This is a genomic window from Streptomyces sp. NPDC048434 (assembly GCF_043200375.1).
Lineage (GTDB): Bacteria > Actinomycetota > Actinomycetes > Streptomycetales > Streptomycetaceae > Streptomyces.
On the sequence record NZ_JBICXQ010000001.1, the window covers coordinates 131,239 to 147,243 of the forward strand.

12 protein-coding genes and 3 pseudogenes are annotated in these 16,005 nt (G+C 71.4%); 9 read left to right on the plus strand and 6 right to left on the minus strand.

Features of this window, described 5'->3' with window-relative positions; genetic code table 11:
* The first annotated feature begins 115 nt into the window (after positions 1–115).
* Positions 116–1,249 carry an acyl-CoA dehydrogenase family protein gene (locus tag ACGFWI_RS00510; protein WP_393903671.1) on the plus strand — a complete coding sequence of 378 codons (1,134 nt, stop codon included), beginning with the start codon at positions 116–118 and terminating at the stop codon, positions 1,247–1,249.
* A gap of 31 nt (positions 1,250–1,280) precedes the next feature.
* Here ACGFWI_RS00510 and ACGFWI_RS00515 read toward each other — a convergent pair whose 3' ends face one another.
* Complete coding sequence (locus ACGFWI_RS00515) at positions 1,281–1,802, minus strand: hypothetical protein (protein WP_393903672.1); 522 nt, start codon at positions 1,800–1,802, stop codon at positions 1,281–1,283.
* A 221-nt stretch (positions 1,803–2,023) separates the two neighbouring features.
* Between ACGFWI_RS00515 and ACGFWI_RS00520 the strand changes: the two genes are divergently transcribed.
* Entirely contained in the window at positions 2,024–2,824 is an 801-nt protein-coding gene (locus ACGFWI_RS00520) for a VOC family protein (protein ID WP_393903673.1), read from the plus strand.
* A gap of 72 nt (positions 2,825–2,896) precedes the next feature.
* Here ACGFWI_RS00520 and ACGFWI_RS00525 read toward each other — a convergent pair whose 3' ends face one another.
* On the minus strand, positions 2,897–3,235 hold the full coding sequence (locus ACGFWI_RS00525) for a CbrC family protein (protein WP_393903674.1): 339 nt from the start codon (positions 3,233–3,235) through the stop codon (positions 2,897–2,899).
* Positions 3,236–3,259: 24 nt separating this feature from the next.
* Between ACGFWI_RS00525 and ACGFWI_RS00530 the strand changes: the two are divergent.
* Together ACGFWI_RS00530 and helR are read left to right on the plus strand one after the other, a co-directional pair.
* Positions 3,260–4,630 (plus strand): annotated as a pseudogene (locus ACGFWI_RS00530) (ATP-binding protein); the annotation flags it as partial.
* Positions 4,631–5,155: 525 nt separating this feature from the next.
* On the plus strand, positions 5,156–7,324 hold the full coding sequence (gene helR, locus ACGFWI_RS00535) for an RNA polymerase recycling motor ATPase HelR (protein WP_393903675.1): 2,169 nt from the start codon (positions 5,156–5,158) through the stop codon (positions 7,322–7,324).
* Between the two features lie 145 nt (positions 7,325–7,469).
* On the opposite strand, the gene ACGFWI_RS00540 is transcribed toward helR, so the two are convergent.
* Positions 7,470–8,069, minus strand: coding sequence for an RICIN domain-containing protein (locus ACGFWI_RS00540; protein ID WP_393903988.1), 600 nt, complete (start codon positions 8,067–8,069; stop codon positions 7,470–7,472).
* Positions 8,070–8,410: 341 nt separating this feature from the next.
* Between ACGFWI_RS00540 and ACGFWI_RS00545 the strand changes: the two are divergent.
* Positions 8,411–8,602 (plus strand): annotated as a pseudogene (locus tag ACGFWI_RS00545) (hypothetical protein); the annotation flags it as partial.
* Positions 8,603–8,605: 3 nt separating this feature from the next.
* Positions 8,606–9,733 carry a zinc ribbon domain-containing protein gene (locus ACGFWI_RS00550; RefSeq protein ID WP_393903676.1) on the plus strand — a complete coding sequence of 376 codons (1,128 nt, stop codon included), beginning with the start codon at positions 8,606–8,608 and terminating at the stop codon, positions 9,731–9,733.
* 316 nt (positions 9,734–10,049) lie between these two features.
* On the opposite strand, the gene ACGFWI_RS00555 is transcribed toward ACGFWI_RS00550, so the two are convergent.
* Complete coding sequence (locus tag ACGFWI_RS00555; protein ID WP_393903677.1) at positions 10,050–11,579, minus strand: helix-turn-helix domain-containing protein; 1,530 nt, start codon at positions 11,577–11,579, stop codon at positions 10,050–10,052.
* Positions 11,580–11,751: 172 nt separating this feature from the next.
* Here ACGFWI_RS00555 and ACGFWI_RS00560 point away from each other — a divergent pair, with 172 nt between their 5' ends.
* The 3 genes and pseudogenes from ACGFWI_RS00560 to ACGFWI_RS00570 all read left to right on the plus strand — a co-directional run.
* Entirely contained in the window at positions 11,752–12,657 is a 906-nt protein-coding gene (locus ACGFWI_RS00560; protein WP_393903678.1) for a DUF1648 domain-containing protein, read from the plus strand.
* A 1-nt stretch (position 12,658) separates the two neighbouring features.
* The gene (locus ACGFWI_RS00565; protein ID WP_393903679.1) at positions 12,659–13,018 is read left to right on the plus strand and encodes a GntR family transcriptional regulator; all 360 of its coding nucleotides are present in this window, start codon (positions 12,659–12,661) and stop codon (positions 13,016–13,018) included.
* A gap of 70 nt (positions 13,019–13,088) precedes the next feature.
* A pseudogene (locus tag ACGFWI_RS00570) lies at positions 13,089–13,886 on the plus strand (S16 family serine protease); the annotation flags it as partial.
* A gap of 32 nt (positions 13,887–13,918) precedes the next feature.
* Here the strand turns inward: ACGFWI_RS00570 and sigJ are convergent.
* Positions 13,919–14,803: an RNA polymerase sigma factor SigJ gene (gene sigJ / locus ACGFWI_RS00575; RefSeq protein WP_393903989.1), complete on the minus strand. Its 885-nt coding sequence runs from the start codon at positions 14,801–14,803 to the stop codon at positions 13,919–13,921.
* Positions 14,804–15,000: 197 nt separating this feature from the next.
* On the minus strand, positions 15,001–16,005 hold the full coding sequence (locus ACGFWI_RS00580; RefSeq protein WP_393903680.1) for a HEAT repeat domain-containing protein: 1,005 nt from the start codon (positions 16,003–16,005) through the stop codon (positions 15,001–15,003).

A 16,005-nucleotide genomic window follows, 5' to 3' on the forward strand; every position in this document is an offset into this window, starting at 1 on the left:
GTTGGCCGCTCGTTCCACGGGTCAAGTACTGCCGTTCGGATCCGTCGTCAGCGTAACGTGTTCGTGACGGCAGTCAACAGACCGCGATAGAGGACCGCTACCAGGGAGCCGCCTCGTGACCGTATTCGCGCTGGGACCGGATGAGCTGGAATGGTGCGCCGAACTGCGCGCGCTGACCGCCGAACGGCTGAGCCCGCTGGCGGAGAAGGGAGAGGAGGGCAGGGTCAACCGCCCGCTGGTCGCCGCCCTCGGTGAACTGGGCCTGCTGCGCCGCCTGTTCCCCGCCGACGGGCCCCTGCGCGCCCTTGACCTGTGCCTGCTGCGGGAATCCCTCGCCCAGGAGTGCACGGAGGCGGAGACCGCACTGGCGCTCCAGGGCCTGGGGACCTATCCGATCGTGCAGTCCGGGACCGAGGCCCAGCGTGTCCGCTGGCTGCCGGAGGTGGCCGCCGGCCGCGCGGTCGCGTCGTTCGCGCTGAGCGAGCCGGGCGCGGGCTCGGACGCCGCCGCGCTGTCCCTGGCCGCCGAGCCGGACGGCCCCGACGGCTGGCGGCTCACCGGTGAGAAGTGCTGGATCTCCAACGCCCCCGAGGCCGACTTCGCCACCGTCTTCGCCCGTACGGGAGGCGGGGCGGGCGCGCGCGGCGTCACCGCCTTCCTCGTGCCCGCCGACCGGCCGGGCCTGACCGGCGCGCACCTGGACATGCTCAGCCCGCACCCGATCGGCACTCTGGTCTGCGACGGCACGCCCGTGACCAGGGCGGATGTGCTGGGTGAGGTGGACGGCGGATTCGCCGTCGCGATGGCCACCCTGAATCTCTTCCGGCCGAGCGTCGGCGCCTTCGCGGTCGGCATGGCGCAGGCCGCGCTGGACGCGGCACTGACGCACGCGGGCGCGCGCACCGCGTTCGGCGGCCCCCTCAAGGACCTGCAGTCCGTCGGCCACCAGCTCGCCGAGATGGCCACCCGGGTCGAGTCCGCCCGCCTCCTGGTGTACGCGGCCGCATCCGCCTACGACACCGGGGCCCCGGACATCGCCCGCCGCTCGGCCATGGCCAAGCTGCTGGCGACCGAGACCGCCCAGTACGTCGTCGACGCCGCCGTCCAGATCCACGGCGCCCGCGCGCTGCGCCGCGGCCACCTTCTGGAACACCTCTACCGAGAGGTCCGTGCGCCGCGTATCTACGAGGGCGCCACGGAGGTGCAGCGCTCGATCATCGCCAAGGAGCTGTACCGGGAGCGGCCCTGAACTCCCGTGCGGGGCAGGGCCGCTGTCGGTCTCAGCTGTTGGCCTTCCAGACCTGGCCCAGCTTGCACTTGCCCGACCTCGGACCCTGCCCGTCGGGGCCCTTGAGGAAGGTGCCGGAGACCGAGGCGGGCCGGGTGGAGCCGGCCGCCACCGCGGCGACGGAAATCTGCGCGGAACCGAAGGCGGCGCCGGTCTCGTCGGTGAACTGCACGGTGCCGTTGTAGGTCGCCGCGCTCTGGGAGTTGCCGTTGGTCACGCTCAGCTTGGCGCTCAGCGTGCCGGCCGCGCTGTCGACCTGACAGTCGGTGATGCGGATGTCCGACTCGGGCGGCGTGGTGGACCCGGCGGTCGGCGAACCGACGCTGCTCCCGCTGGTGGTGCTCCCGGAGCTGCTGTAGCCGCTGCTCCCGGAGCTGCTGTAGCCGGAGCTGCCGCCGCTGGTGCCGGAGCTGTGGCTGCTGCCGCAGCCGCCGCCGTGCGAATGCCGTGCGCCGGTCAGCGCGACGACCACCAGTGCGCAGGCGGCAACAGCGCGAACATGGCGAAACTTCATGGTGTTTTCTCCCCCGTGGTGGCGGCCGCCACCGTCGACGCCCGCTGTGTACGCGCACCCATACCCATACGCGCAGCCGATTGGCGATGCGCTCGCCGCCACTGCTTGACGAGCGCGCGTCAGGCTAGCAAGCCGGGGCGCAGGCGCCGAATCCCGGCCGACGGGCGGTTGTCAGTGCCGGATGGCAGGCTGAATTCAGAGGATCCGCGAAGGGAATCGTCATGATCACTACTGACTTCGTCGCCGGCTCCCCGTGCTGGCTCGATCTCGGTGCGCCCGATGTCGAGGTCGCAGCGGCCTTCTACCGGGCCGTGTTCGGCTGGCGGTCCGAACCGTACGGCGACCAGGACGCGGGCGGATATACGCTCTTCCGGCTCGACGGAAAGGCCGTCGGCGCGGTCGGCCCGCTCCCGGAGGAGGGCGCCCGCGCCGCCTGGACGATCTACTTCCACACCCCGGACGCGGATGCCACGGTCAAGGCGGTGGAGCAGGCCGGCGGCTCGGTCCGCTCCGCACCGACCCTGGTCGGTGCGGACGACGGCCGGTTCGCCCGGCTCGCGGACCCGCAGGGCGCGGAGTTCGCCCTCTGGCAGCCGGTGCGATACCCGGGCCTCGAAGCCGCGGACGGCCCGGGAAAGCTGTGCTGGACGGAGCTGTACACCACCGATGCGGCCGCCGCCCGGACCTTCTACACGACGGTCTTCGGCTGGCGCACCCAGGACATGCCGCTCCCCGGCGGTGGCGGCACCTACACCCTCCTCACTCCCGCGGACCGCGGCGCGGAGCGGATGCTCGGCGGCCTCATGGAGGTCCCGGCCGATCTGCTCGGCCCCGGCGGGAAGCCGTACTGGCACCCGGTGTTCGCATCCAAGGACTGCGATGCCACCGTCGGGATGGTGACGGGCAACGGCGGCACGCTGTCCATGGGCCCGGAAACCGCCGAGGGCGTCGGCCGCCTCGCCGTCTGCACGGACCCGTTCGGCGCGGAGTTCGTGGTGCTCACCCCGCAGGGGACGCTGTGAGCGTGCGGCGATAGTGAGCGCTTCTCCCAGGTGAGGGACATCGTCCGGACGGCGTTCGAACCGTCTCACGGTCTATGGGAAGTCGGAGTACGCGAGGTGAGCCGCGCAGACCCGGCAGCGGAAGAGATACGCCGTCGGGCGGCCGTCTTTGTCCAGCGAGCCGAGGTAGCGCTCGACCTGCTCCGGCGGCCGGCCCCCAGCGCTCGCCTCCTGCCGCAGCATCTCCAGCACCTCGGGGTGAGCGGCGAGTTCGGCGGCCCCGGCACGGCCCAGGAATGCGGCACCGTCACCGCAGTGGAAGAACCACTGGGTTTCCTGCCATGCGACGAAGCCCGGAGTCTGCCTGTCGACCGCCGAGAAGACCTCGATCGGCACATCGTCGCCCAGACACGTTCCCGTCGTGAAGTGCACGGACGGCGACGAGCGGGCGTTCTTCGGCGGCTGGCCGCCCTCGCGGATGAGCGGCCGATCGCCGTACATCTGCGGGAGCGCCGGCCCGGTGCCGCCGCCGGGCCGTTGACCGATGTGCTGCGGGGCACCGGTCTGCCCGTGCTGCGCTACCGGCCGGACGGCTGCCAGGGCGACGGCGCGGGGCCGGCGGGCGCGCTGTTGCGGGAGGCACGGCTGCGGCGGGCGGCGATCGTCGTGGGGCCGCTGCCGGAACGGCCCGGTGAGCTCGTACGGGCGCTGGCGGGTCAGGAGGTGCCGGTGGTGTTCTTCGGGGGCGAGCCGTACGACCCCGGGTGGGCCCCCGACGCGGGGCTGCTCGCGCTGGACGCGCCGGACGGCGGGGCGGCGGCGGACGAGGTATGGCGTACCGAACTCGGTGCCACGGACGACGACTTCGATCTCGGCGCGGCCGTGGCGCCGTACCGGCTGGCCGCCGGGCAGATCCGCCGGGCGGCCCGTGCGGCCACCGCCCTCGCCGCCTTCGACGGGACGCCGCTGACCGCCGCCCATGTCCAGCGCAGCGCGCGCCAGCAGTCCGCCCCGCTGCTGGACCGGCACGCCCGGCGCGTGAGGCCCGCCGTCGGCTTCGACGGGCTGGTCCTGCCGGCCGAACCGCTGGCTCTGCTGCACGAACTGGTGCAGCGTGCCCGGCACCGGGAGAAGGTGCTCGGCGAGTGGCGGCTGCGTACCGGCGGCGGGCGCGGCAGGGGCGTGGTGGCCCTGTTCGCCGGGGAGTCCGGCACCGGAAAGACGCTCTCCGCCGAGGTCGTGGCCGGTGAACTGGGCCTGGACCTCTATGTGGTGGAGCTGTCCGCGGTGGTCGACAAATACGTGGGGGAGACGGAGAAGAACCTGGAGCGGATCTTCTCCGAGGCGGACCACACGGACGCCTTGCTGCTCTTCGACGAGGCCGACGCCGTCTTCGGCAAGCGCTCGGAGGTCAAGAGCTCCCACGACCGCTATGCGAACCTGGAGAGCGCCTATCTGCTGCAGCGGCTGGAGGCGTTCGACGGGATGGCCGTGCTCACCACCAACCTGCGGGCCAATATCGACGACGCGTTCACCCGGCGGCTGGATCTGGTGGTCGACTTCCCGTTCCCGGACGCCGAGCAGCGGATCGCGCTGTGGCGTTCGTGTCTGACGGACGCGCCCTGTGCGGACGGCCTCGGACTGGACGTCTGCGCGAAGGAGTTCGAGCTGTCCGGCGGGGCGATCCGGTCGGCCGCGGTGACCGCCGGATATCTCGCCGCGGGCCGTGGCGAGCCGGTGTCGGCCGAGGACATACGGGCCGGAGCGCGGCGCGAGTACCGCAAGATGGGGCGGCTGATGCCGGACGCGTCGCCCTTGTGGGACTGAGCCACGGGGGTGGAGCGACTCGGGTTTCGGGAGTCGGACCTTCTCCCGCACTGCACTGAACTGGCTGCGGTCGGCCCGCTGACCTTGTGTGACGAGGTCAGCGGGCCGCTGACCTGTGACGATCCGCGACTGCAGAGGGTCGGCCCACGGCAGATCCTCCTGAGCCGACGAAACCGCTGTACGGGGTGCGTCGCCGATGTGCGGAGGGCTTGTCCGTCCTGAGCGGACGAGGAAGGCAAGAGGATTACCCACTCCTTGCCACTCTCAACATATAGCGCACCAGGGGGCTTGCGGCAAGGCCCCGGTCGTGCGGCAAAATCGCGGGCCGAGGCCAGAACCTGCGGAAATGGGAGATTCACGAAGTGCGTGTGATGTTGTCGGTTTATGGGTCGTGCGGTGACGTCGAGCCGGTGGTGGGACGCGCGCTGCGGGGGCGGGCCCTGCGGGTGCGCGCACCCGGCACCGAGACGCGGGTGTGCGTGCCGCAGGCCGTCGCGGCAGCGACCTCGGACCGGAGCTGAGGACATGAACCCCCTGACCACGAGTGCGTTCGACCTTCCCGACCGTCTCTCCCCCAAGGCCGACCCGGCGCTGATCGACGCCGACGAGCAGCACTTCGCGGCCATCGCGGAGAGCCTTGATCAGTCGATCGCCGAACTGTCCGACCGGCTCGATGCCGAGCGCAGGGCACCCGGCGGCATCGGCCGGCAGGCGATGGACCGGGACACGGAGATCCACCGCCTGACCGGCCGCCTGCGCGCGTTGCGTCGCTTCGGTCTGGACCTGTGCCTGGGCCACTTCGTCCCTGCCGACCACGCCGAGCCCGTGTACATCGGACGCCTCGGCCTCACCGACAGCACGGGGCGCCGGCTGCTGCTCGACTGGCGCTCGCCCGCGGCCGAGCCGTTCTTCGCGGCGACCCACGCCAACCCGTTGGGCGTGGCGAGCCGCCGCAGATACCGCTGGACCAGCGGCCGGGTCAGTGACTACTGGGACGAGGTGTTCACCGCCGACGGGCTGGAGGGGCACGCCGCGCTCGACGACCAGTCCGCGTTCATCGCCAGCCTGGGCGGCAACCGGTCGGCCCGGATGCGCGACGTGCTCGCCACCATCCAGTCCGACCAGGACGCCGTCATCCGGGCGGGATCCCGCGGCGCGCTCGTCGTCGACGGCGGTCCGGGTACGGGCAAGACCGTCGTCGCGCTGCACCGCGCCGCCCACCTCCTCTACTCCGACCCTCGCCTCGGTCACCGTCGCGGCGGCGTCCTGTTCGTCGGTCCGAGCCGGCCCTACCTGGCCTACGTCGCCGATGTCCTGCCCAGCCTCGGCGAGGAGGGCGTGCAGACCTGCACCCTGCGCGACCTCGTCACCGAGGGGGCCGGCGCGGCGATCGAGACCGACCCGGGCGTGGCCCTGCTGAAGTCGTCAGCGGACCTGGTGAAGGCGATCGAGCCGGCCGTCGGCATCTACGAGGAGCCGCCCACCGAGGGGATGACGGTTTCGAGCCACTGGTCCGACATCTGGCTGAGCGCCGACGATTGGGCGGCGGCCTTCGAAGCGGTGGAACCAGGTACTCCGCACAACGAGGCGCGCGACCAGATCCGGGAGGAGCTGCTCACGATCCTGATGGACAAGGACGACAGTGACGCCCCGCCCGAGCTGCTGAGGAGGTCGCTGGGGCAGGACCGGGAGCTGAGCAGGACCCTCAACCGTGCGTGGCCGATGCTCGAAGCGAGTGACCTCGTCGGAGATCTCTGGTCGGTACCCGCCTACCTGCGCAAGTGCGCTCCCTGGCTCGGCCCCGATGAGGTGCGCAGACTGCAGCGCACGGACGCCCAGGCCTGGACGGTGTCCGACCTGCCGCTCCTGGACGCGGCACGGCAGCGGCTCGGCGATCCGGAGGCGTCCGTACGCAAGCGCCGGCACGACGCCTCGGTCGCCGCCGAACGTGCGCGCAGGGCCGACGTCATCGACGGCATCCTGCAAGACACCGAGATCGACGAGAGCGAAGGCGCGGTGGGGATGCTGCGCGGACAGGACCTGCAGGACACCCTGATCGACGAGAGCGCACTGCCCGGCACCGAACCGGACCTGCTCGCCGGCCCGTTCGCGCACATCATCGTGGACGAGGCGCAGGAACTGACCGACGCCGAGTGGCAGATGCTGCTGCTGCGCTGCCCGTCCCGGAGCTTCACCATTGTCGGGGACCGCGCCCAGGCCAGGCACGGGTTCACGGACTCGTGGCAGGAACGGCTGGAGCGGGTCGGGCTCGACCGGATCACCGTGGCCTCCCTCAGCATCAACTACCGCACGCCGGAAGAGGTCATGGCGGAAGCCGAGCTGGTCATCCGCGCTGTGCTCCCGGACGCCAATGTGCCGACCTCCATCCGCAGCGGCGGCATCCCCGTCGTCCATGGAGCTGTTGCGGAGCTGGACTCGATCCTCGACACCTGGCTCGCTGCACATGCCGACGGCATCGCCTGCGTCATCGGCGCTGGTGACACCGAGGCCGGCATGTTCGGGGCGACCTCCCGCGTCCGGTCGCTGACGCCGGAGGTGTCGAAGGGGCTCGAGTTCGATCTGGTCGTCCTCGTCGACCCGGAGACATTCGGCAAGGGCATCGAAGGAGCCGTCGACCGCTATGTCGCGATGACCCGCGCGACCCGGCAACTCGTCATCCTCACGAGCTCCTGACCTCGGTCACACTCCTGCGCCGCCGCACCCGCCGGCCCCGGTGCGGGTGACCGGCCGGCCGGGGACGGTACCGCCGAGGCCGGACGGGCGATCCGCCGTCCGGCTCCGGCGGCCCCGGCCGGTCCAGAACGGTCCTGTCCGGCGCTCACGGCCCGTCGGAGATCTTCCAGTCCTGCCGTTCGTCGGGCTCGTCGGTGCACTGCCAGGTGATCGCACCCTTGTCGTTCTGCATATCGGTCAGGCACTCGTTGTTGGCCGTGTTGACGATGCGGGTGCGGCCGTCGGCCGCCTCCACCAGCCGCCACTTCTGCTGCGGGGAGAGTTTGCCCGACTCCTCCAGGGCGACCGTGTTGTTCTCGGGGTAGTGATGAATGATCCACCACTGATTGCGGCCGAACTCGTCGGCCGTCCACCGGGGGTTCTGGCCGACCTGTGTGCCGTCCTCCTGACCGCCCTGGTTGACCTGCAGGTACCAGCCGCCGTTGGCGGCGTCCCGGATGGTCTGCTGCGCCGGGCCCTCGTCCTTCTTGTCGTCGCCGCCCTCGGGCGCCTTCGGCTCTTCCGAGGGAGCCGCGGGCTCGGACGGCTTCTCGGACGGCGGCGCGGGCGCCGGTTTCTTGGGAGCCGGGATCGGGCGACCGGTCGAGCCGGCCTTCTCCTTCGCGCTGGTGGCCACCGTGGGCTGGGCCTTGAACCACAGCGCCACGAACGCCAGCGCCGCCACCAGCAGCGAGCACACCATCATCGCCCAGCGCGGCAGCACGGACAGCTGAAGGTAGGTGCCGCGCAGTTCGGCCGGCTCTGGCACGCCGGCGCGCAGCGCGGAGACGGTGAAGGGGTGCTTGTTGGTGCCGCCGACCCAACTGACCGTACCGGGGCGGATATGGAGCCGGGCGAAGGCGGCGCGTCCCGGGGCGACCTGCACCGAGCTCGGCTGGGCCTCGACGGTGAGGGCGTCTCCGTTCTCCCGGCCGGACAGAGAGACCGTCAGCGGCTGGTTGCCGAGGTTGTCGACGGCGACCGCCGCTTTGGCGCGCCATCGGCCGCGTACGGCCAACGGGACCAGTTCACAGCGGAGTTCGGTGAACGGCCCGACCGTGCTCCCCACGCCCCGGCCTGCGGGTCCACGACCCCGCCGCCACCGACCCGCACCGGCTGCACGCCGTCGTCGCGGCGGCCCGCCCCGCGCACCTCCCCTTCACGGTCGAGGTGACCACGCCACTCGCCTCCGAAGTCCGCACCGAAGCCACGCCTGACGCCACCTCTGAAGGAACCTGATCCATGGCCACCGATATCACCACCTGCCCGGACTGCGGCGCTCCGGCTACCCAGACGGGACAGTCGTTCTGCGACTCCTGCGGGGGTTTTCTGCGCTGGGACCGCCCTGCGGCGTCGACGTCCCCGCCGCCTGCGTCCTCTTCGTCGGTGCCGCCGTCCGCGACTCCGCCGCCCGCGTCCCCGCCGGACGCGGCGCGTACACACCCTGCGACGAGCGGACCGGACGACACCCCCGGCCGCCCCGGCGATCCGGACGACGCCGCACGGACCGACGCCGCCGCCCCGCGGACGGGCCCAACTGCCCCCACTGCTGGGGGCGCCACCGACGCGGCGGCTGCTCCGCACCAGGGCAGCGGCGAGGATCCGACCACCCCGCCCCCAACAGCCGCCGCCGACGACGGGCCGTCCCGGCCCGCACCCAACAGCCCGGAGCGTCCGGACCACCCCCATGGCCAGGGCACTCCGACGCCTCGTCCGCCCGGCGAGGGGAACATCTCCGAAACCGGCATCCGCGCCCTTCTGGTCCCCGTGCCGGACGCCTCGCCCACCGCGCCCCCGGAGGCACCCGGCGGTGTGCTGCCCGGCCGGCCCGATGCGGCCCGGCCCCGGGTCCGTAACCCGCAGGCCGCCCCCGAGCCCGAGAACGGAATGCCCTGCCCGAGCTGTGCCACGCCCAACGCGCCACGTCGCCACTTCTGCCGCAGCTGTGCCACCCCCCTCACCGACACCGTCCGCACGGAGGCCGGAGGCCCGTACGCCGGAGAGCGCCCGCGGCTGCACCGCGACCGCACCCGGTGGATCACCCGTGCTGTGGTGGGGGCCCTGATCGCCGCCGTCGTGGTCGGGGGCATCATCGGGGGGCCGCCGGCCGCACGGGCCGTCCAGGACCACTTCGCCAAGCGCGTCCAGGTGCCCGCCGCCACCTGGAAGGCATCGCACTCCGGGCCCGAGCACGGTCCGAAGCTCGCCTTCGACGGCTACTCCAACACCTGGTGGGGGACGGGCTATTCGGGTGCCTCCGACGGCCAGTACCTGGAGGCCGGATTCGGCCAGCCCACCGATCTGCTGAACATGGTGATCACGCCCGGTGCCTCCGCACGCAGCCCGCAGGCCGCCGACCCCGCCCGCTGACGGACTCCGCGGGCAAGCAGCACCTCTCGCACTACCGGCTCAACGACGGCGGGGCGCAGAAGATCGATGTGCACGTACGGGGCGCGATGACCGTACGGCTGGTGCTGCACACCGCATACGGCACCACGAACGCCAAGCAAGTAGCCATCGCCGAGCTGGAGTTCTTCGGCCCGTCGGCGGGATAGCGGCGGGCCCGAGCCATCGGTCGGCCTCCCGCCCTCAGGCGTGACGTCCCGAAGAAGTCCCACGACTGCCTCCGCACCCCGTCCAGATCCGCATTCGTGCAGGTCAAACGGGGTGCGGTGGCGCGTGGGGGTCAGATATCCCGGAAGATCTCGATCTGCGCCCCGATCGAGTTGAGGCGCTCGGCCAGGTCCTCGTAACCGCGGTTGATGACATAGACGTTGCGCAGGACGGAGGTGCCCTCGGCGGCCATCATGGCCAGCAGGATGACGACGGCCGGGCGCAGGGCCGGGGGGCACATCATTTCCGCGGAGCGCCAGCGGGTCGTGCCGTCCACCAGGACCCGGTGCGGGTCGAGCAGTTTGACCTGGGCGCCGAGGCGGTTGAGGTCCGTCAGATAGATGGCGCGGTTGTCGTAGACCCAGTCGTGAATGAGGGTCTGCCCCTGGGCGCTGGCCGCGATGGCCGCGAAGAAGGGGACATTGTCGATGTTGAGGCCCGGGAAGGGCATCGGGTGGATCTTGTCCAGCGGGGCCTGGAGCTTGGAGGGGCGGACCGTGAGATCGATGAGCCGGGTACGGCCGTTGTCGGCCGCGTACTCCGTGCTGCGCTCGTGGTCCAGGCCCATCTCCTCCAGGACCGCCAGTTCGATCTCCAGGAACTCGACCGGGACGCGGCGGATGGTCAGCTCCGACTCGGTGACCACTGCCGCCGCCAGCAGGCTCATGGCCTCGACCGGGTCCTCGGACGGTGCGAAGTCCACATCGCGTTCGATGTGTGCGGTGCCGTGGACGGTGAGCGTGGTGGTGCCGATGCCGTCGACGCGGACGCCCAACTCCTCCAGGAAGAAGCAGAGATCCTGGACCATGTAGTTGGACGAGGCGTTGCGGATGACGGTGACGCCGTCGTGCCGGGCGGCGGCCAGCAGCGCGTTCTCCGTGACGGTGTCGCCGCGCTCGGTCAGAACGATCGCGCGCTTGGGGGCGACACTGCGGTCCACCTCGGCGATGTAGGTGCCGTCGGTCGCGGTGATCTCCAGCCCGAAGTGGCGCAGCGCCGTCATGTGCGGCGTCACGGTCCGGGTGCCGAGATCGCAACCGCCCGCGTACGGCAGCTTGAAGTGGTCCATCCGGTGCAGCAGCGGGCCGAGGAACATGATGACACTGCGGGTGCGGCGGGCCGCCTCGGTGTCCATCGAGTCGAGGTCGAGCTCCGCGGGCGGGATGACCTCCAGGTCGTTGCCGTCGTTGATCCACCGGGTCCGCACGCCGATGCTGCCCAGCACTTCGAGGATGCGGTAGACCTCCTCAATACGGGCCACCCGGCGCAGAGTTGTGCGGCCCGCGTTCAGGAGCGTGGCGCACAGCAGCGCCACACAGGCGTTCTTGCTCGTCTTCACGTCGATGCTGCCGGACAGCCGGCGGCCGCCGACGACCCGCAGATGCATCGGCCCGGCGTAGCCGAGCGAGACGATTTCACTGTCGAGTGCCTCGCCGATACGGGCGATCATCTCAAGGCTGATGTTCTGATTCCCGCGCTCGATGCGGTTGACCGCACTCTGGCTGGTGCCGAGAGCCTCGGCGAGCTGCGTCTGCGTCCAGCCACGGTGCTGCCGGGCGTCACGGATGAGCCTGCCGATGCGTACGAGGTAGTCGTCTGCCATGGGGTGACCGTATCTCAGATATGAGATGGATGCGCAATTGAGATCTGCCGAGTTGTTCTAGTACTATCCGAACAACTGAGAGGTAGTCATGACGAGTGCACCGCGTTCCCTATCATCGTCGGCCGGCCATCGGCGGACCTGGATTGCCGTCCTCCCCTTTGTTGTCGTGATCATGGCGCTCGGCGCTCTCTATGCGGGGGCGGCCGGGCGGCTGCCGGATCCGCTCGCCTCCCATTTCGCCGGCGGCCGCGCCGACGGCTTCTCCTCGGTGCCCGGCTTTCTGGCCGGATGCCTCGCCGTGCTCCTCGTCCTGGGCGTCGGATGCGGCCTGTTCGTTCAGCTGCGGGCACACACCCCCGAGGTGCCGTGGCTGATCGCCGGTTCCTACGCCACTGCCGCCGCGCTCGGCTACGCCATGTGCCGGACGCTGCTCGCCAACGTCGATGCCGCCGACGCCGCCGCCGTCCGGATACCGCAGTGGCAGCCGGCCGTGGACCTCGGTGTGGCGCTGCTCGCCGGCGCGCTGGGGCGGCTGCTCGCCGGGGCGGCACCCCCGCCACCACGGCGGGCGCGAGGCGCAACGCCCCGGCTCGACCTCCCCGACGGCACGACGGCCGGCTGGTCACGCACCATCAGCTCGTCCCCGCTGGTCGTGCTGGGTGTCGTGATGCTCGGCGCCGGGCTCGTCGTGGGCCTCCTCGCCGGCTGGCTCAGCGGCGCCGGACTGCTGCTCGGTGGTGCCGCGGTTCTCCCCCTGGCCTCGGTACGGGTGACCGTCGACCGGCGCGGGCTGGCCCTGTCGCCGGCCTTGCTGCCCGGTCGTTTCCGTTTCCGCCATATCCCCCTGGACCGCATCGCGGAGGCCGACAGTCGCCGGATCTCCTGCTTCGCCGAGTTCGGCGGCTGGGGCTACCGCATCCGGGCCGGCGGCAGCGGCCTCGTACTGCGCTCGGGCGAGGGCATCGTGGTACGGCTGACCAATGGCAAGGAGTTCGTGGTGACGGTCGACGATGCCGCGACCGCCGTTGCGCTGCTCAATACGTACACGGACCGCGCACGGGCGCGGCAAGGAGGCTGAGGTGCTCTTCCGGGTGGACCCCGGCTCGTCCGTCCCGCTCGGCGACCAGATCGCCGCCTCGGTCCGCGGCGCGATCGCCGACGGCACGGTGGACGCCGGGGAGCGGCTGCCGGCCGCCCGCGCGCTCGCCGCCTCGCTCGGCGTGAACGTCCATACCGTGCTGCGCGGCTATCAACGCCTCAAGGAGGAGGGCCTGATCGAGCTCCGGCGCGGCCGCGGTGCGGTGGTCACCGGCGCCGCATCCCCGGCCCGCGCCCGCCTCGGCGAGGCCGCCCAGCGGCTGATCGCCGAGGCCCGCAACCTGGGACTCTCCGACGAGGAGATCGTGACGGTGGTGCGTACGGGGCTGACGGGGCGGTGAGGCGGGCGGGTGGCGGGGCCGGGGCGGGTGAAGTCGGACATGTGCCCTCACCTGGATTTGCGGCGTGATCATGCGCCCCTCCCGCACCGGAGCACCGACCCGTCCCCGCACCCTCTCGCGTCCCCGTGTCCTCGCGCTCAGCGCCGTACCCGGGGTGGCGCTGCTGGCCGTCGCGGGGTTCGCGCCGCTGCCGTACTCGGTGGCGCGGCCGGGGCAGACCACGGATGTGCTGGGGACCCATGGCGGTGGCGAGGTCATCTCGATCGGCGGCGCTCCGGTCCGCTGGACCACCGGGCAGCTGCGGATGGTGGCGATCCAGGCGACCGCGCCCCGCGCCGATATCCGCGTGGGTGACGTGATCGAGGGGTGGTTCCGTGCGGATCGTTCGGTGATGCCCACGAATGCTGTCTTTCCTTTGGGAATGTCCGATGCCGAGATCGCGAAGCACAACACCGCGGACATGAAGTCCTCGCAACGGGCCGCGTCCACGGCCGCGCTCGGCCTGCTGAAGAAGGACCCGGGCCAGGTGAAGGTGCGGCTGAAGCTCAACGACGTGGGCGGGCCCAGCGCCGGACTGATGTTCTCGCTCGGCATCGTCGACAAGCTGGCCGGCGACGGCAGCGGCGGCGATCTCACCGGCGGCCGCACCATCGCCGGTACGGGAACGATCGACGCCGACGGCACGGTGGGTGCGGTGGGCGGGGCGGCGCTGAAGACGCAGGCGGCCAAGCGTGACGGGGTGGGTGTCTTCCTCGTGCCGAAGGCGGAGTGCGCGCAGGTGCGGCCCGCCCCGGACGGCCTGCGGCTGGTCCCCGTCACCACCCTCAACAGCGCGGTCCAGGCCCTGCGGGCGCTGGCGAAGGGCGGCCCACCGGGCCGCCCCCGCCCCCGCCGGCGTCGTCAGTCGTCGAGGATCGTCAGATCCAGCCGGCTCAGCCGAGCGAGGTCGGCGAGGATATTGATCTCGACGATCTTCCCGTGCGCGACGGTGAAGCCCATGACGGAGAACGGCCGCCCGCCCCGTGCCGTGACGAGTCCCGGCGCACCGTTGACCAGTGCCGGCCGGGCGAACGTGGCGAACCGGGAGAAGGTGAGCGCCTGCTCGACGACCGCGCGCGCTCCGCGGACCAGCTTCGATACGCCTTCGGGGGTGTCACCGGCGTCGGCGCGCAGCACCACGTCCGGGTCGAGGACCGCGAGCAGCGCCTCGAAGTCGCCGCCGCGCGAGGCGGCGAGGAAGGCGTCGACCACTTCGCGCTGACGGGCGAGATCGGTGTCGGGGGCCGGAGCAGTGCCCTGGACGCGGCGCCGGGCGCGGCTGGCGAGCTGCCGGGCGGCGGCGGGAGTGCGGTCGACGAGGGGCGCGATGTCGGCGAAGGGCACCGCGAACATGTCGTGCAGCACGAAGGCCAGCCGCTCGACAGGGGTGAGGGTTTCCAGCACGACGAGCAGCGCGAGCCCGACCGAGTCGGCCAGCAGCGCCTCGTGTTCCGGGTCGATGTTGTCCAGCGGGCTCACGACCGGCTCGGGGACATGGACATCGAGCGGGTCCTCACGGCGCGCCTTGCGCATCCGCAACTGGTCCAGGCACCCCCGCCCGACGACCGTCGTCAGCCAGCCGCCCAGGTTCTCCACACCGTTCGCACCGGACCGGCTCAGCCGCAGCCATGCTTCCTGGACGGCGTCGTCTGCCTCGCTCACCGAGCCGAGCATGCGATAGGCCACGGCCCGCAGATGCCTCCGGTTCTCCTCGAACCGCTCCGCCAGCCACTCGTGGTCGTTCATGGGTGTCATGCCTCCGCCGTCGAGGTCCGTCGCAGTATTGACGGATGCCATGGGCCGGATGTGACACCGGGAAGCCGGGGAGCAACCTGGAGGCGGAGACCGGCAAGGTGGCCGGGGCTGCGGGCCGACGTCGAAAGGGCCGTCGCGATGATCACGGGAGCGGCCGGTGGTACACACAGCACCCCGGGAAAGATCCGTTATCGCGTCTGGCGTATCCCGAGAATGTATGTCGCGGTAAGCGCAACGGCACGGTCTTCGTCATGTGACAGATCTGCGAGGGCACGTGACGCCGTGCTCCCCGGGATGTCCGCGAGCGCCTGTGTCAGCCGCCGACGTGCAGACGAGGCAGCTGTGCCGTGGGCGAGGCAGTCAACGAGCCCGGTGGCGATCTGATCCGCCCACGCGGGATCACTCGCCAGCACGCTCAGTGCATCGGCTGCATCGACGTCATTCGTCTCCTCGACGATCATGTCGATGAGCGTCGGGACCGCGTCGGCTACTCCCCGTGCCCCGAGCGCCAGAGCGGCACACCTGCGGACCACGAGGTCGGAGTTCGTGAGGGCGTCCCGCAGCAGTGCGGTCGCCTCAGCGTTCGGCATCTCGGCGATGGACTGGACGGCACGTTTCCGCACCTCGGCCACCGGTGAGCCGAGGCCCTCCGCGAGCAGCGCCAAGCCGCCCTCGCCCCCTTGCGCCAAAGCCCATCGAAGGGCTCCGGCGACGTTCGGGTCCGTCTCGCTCAACGCTGCCTCGACCAGGGCTTCCACCGGTACCGGAATCTCTTCCACCGAGGACAAGGCAGCGCGCTGACGCTTGCCGGCGCTCTCCGACCCCAAGGCCTGGAGGAGTGCCACGATCTGGAGGACGTCCTCCCAGCCGGCGGGTTCCGCGGCACCGATCCGACGCAGTCGCGTGAGCAGCGCCGTCTCAGCCGCGATGCGTTCTCGCGTCTGGTGGATGAGGTCGTCGACGAGCTCCGAGGGTGTGAAGCCGGGGTCATCCAGCGCGCACCCGACTTCACGCAGCGACAGCCCCAATGACCGCAGGCTCTCGATATGGAAGATTCGCCGGATGTCCTCGCCGCCGTACTCTCGATAGCCGGCCTTGGTACGACCCGTTGGCCGCACCAGGCCGAGCGAGTCGTAATGCCTGAGCATGCGGGCGCTGACCCCGGACCGTCGTGCCACATCACCGATCAACAC

Coding starts and splice junctions, on each gene's coding strand:
- ACGFWI_RS00540 (WP_393903988.1), bottom strand. CDS start 8,069: ATGATGGTGTGCTCGCTGCTGGTGGCGGCGCTGGCGTTCGTGGCGCTG.
- helR (WP_393903675.1), top strand. CDS start 5,156: ATGAACCCCCTGACCACGAGTGCGTTCGACCTTCCCGACCGTCTCTCC.
- ACGFWI_RS00515 (WP_393903672.1), bottom strand. CDS start 1,802: ATGAAGTTTCGCCATGTTCGCGCTGTTGCCGCCTGCGCACTGGTGGTC.
- sigJ (WP_393903989.1), bottom strand. CDS start 14,803: ATGAACGACCACGAGTGGCTGGCGGAGCGGTTCGAGGAGAACCGGAGG.
- ACGFWI_RS00550 (WP_393903676.1), top strand. CDS start 8,606: ATGGCCACCGATATCACCACCTGCCCGGACTGCGGCGCTCCGGCTACC.
- ACGFWI_RS00560 (WP_393903678.1), top strand. CDS start 11,752: ATGGCGCTCGGCGCTCTCTATGCGGGGGCGGCCGGGCGGCTGCCGGAT.
- ACGFWI_RS00520 (WP_393903673.1), top strand. CDS start 2,024: ATGATCACTACTGACTTCGTCGCCGGCTCCCCGTGCTGGCTCGATCTC.
- ACGFWI_RS00555 (WP_393903677.1), bottom strand. CDS start 11,579: ATGGCAGACGACTACCTCGTACGCATCGGCAGGCTCATCCGTGACGCC.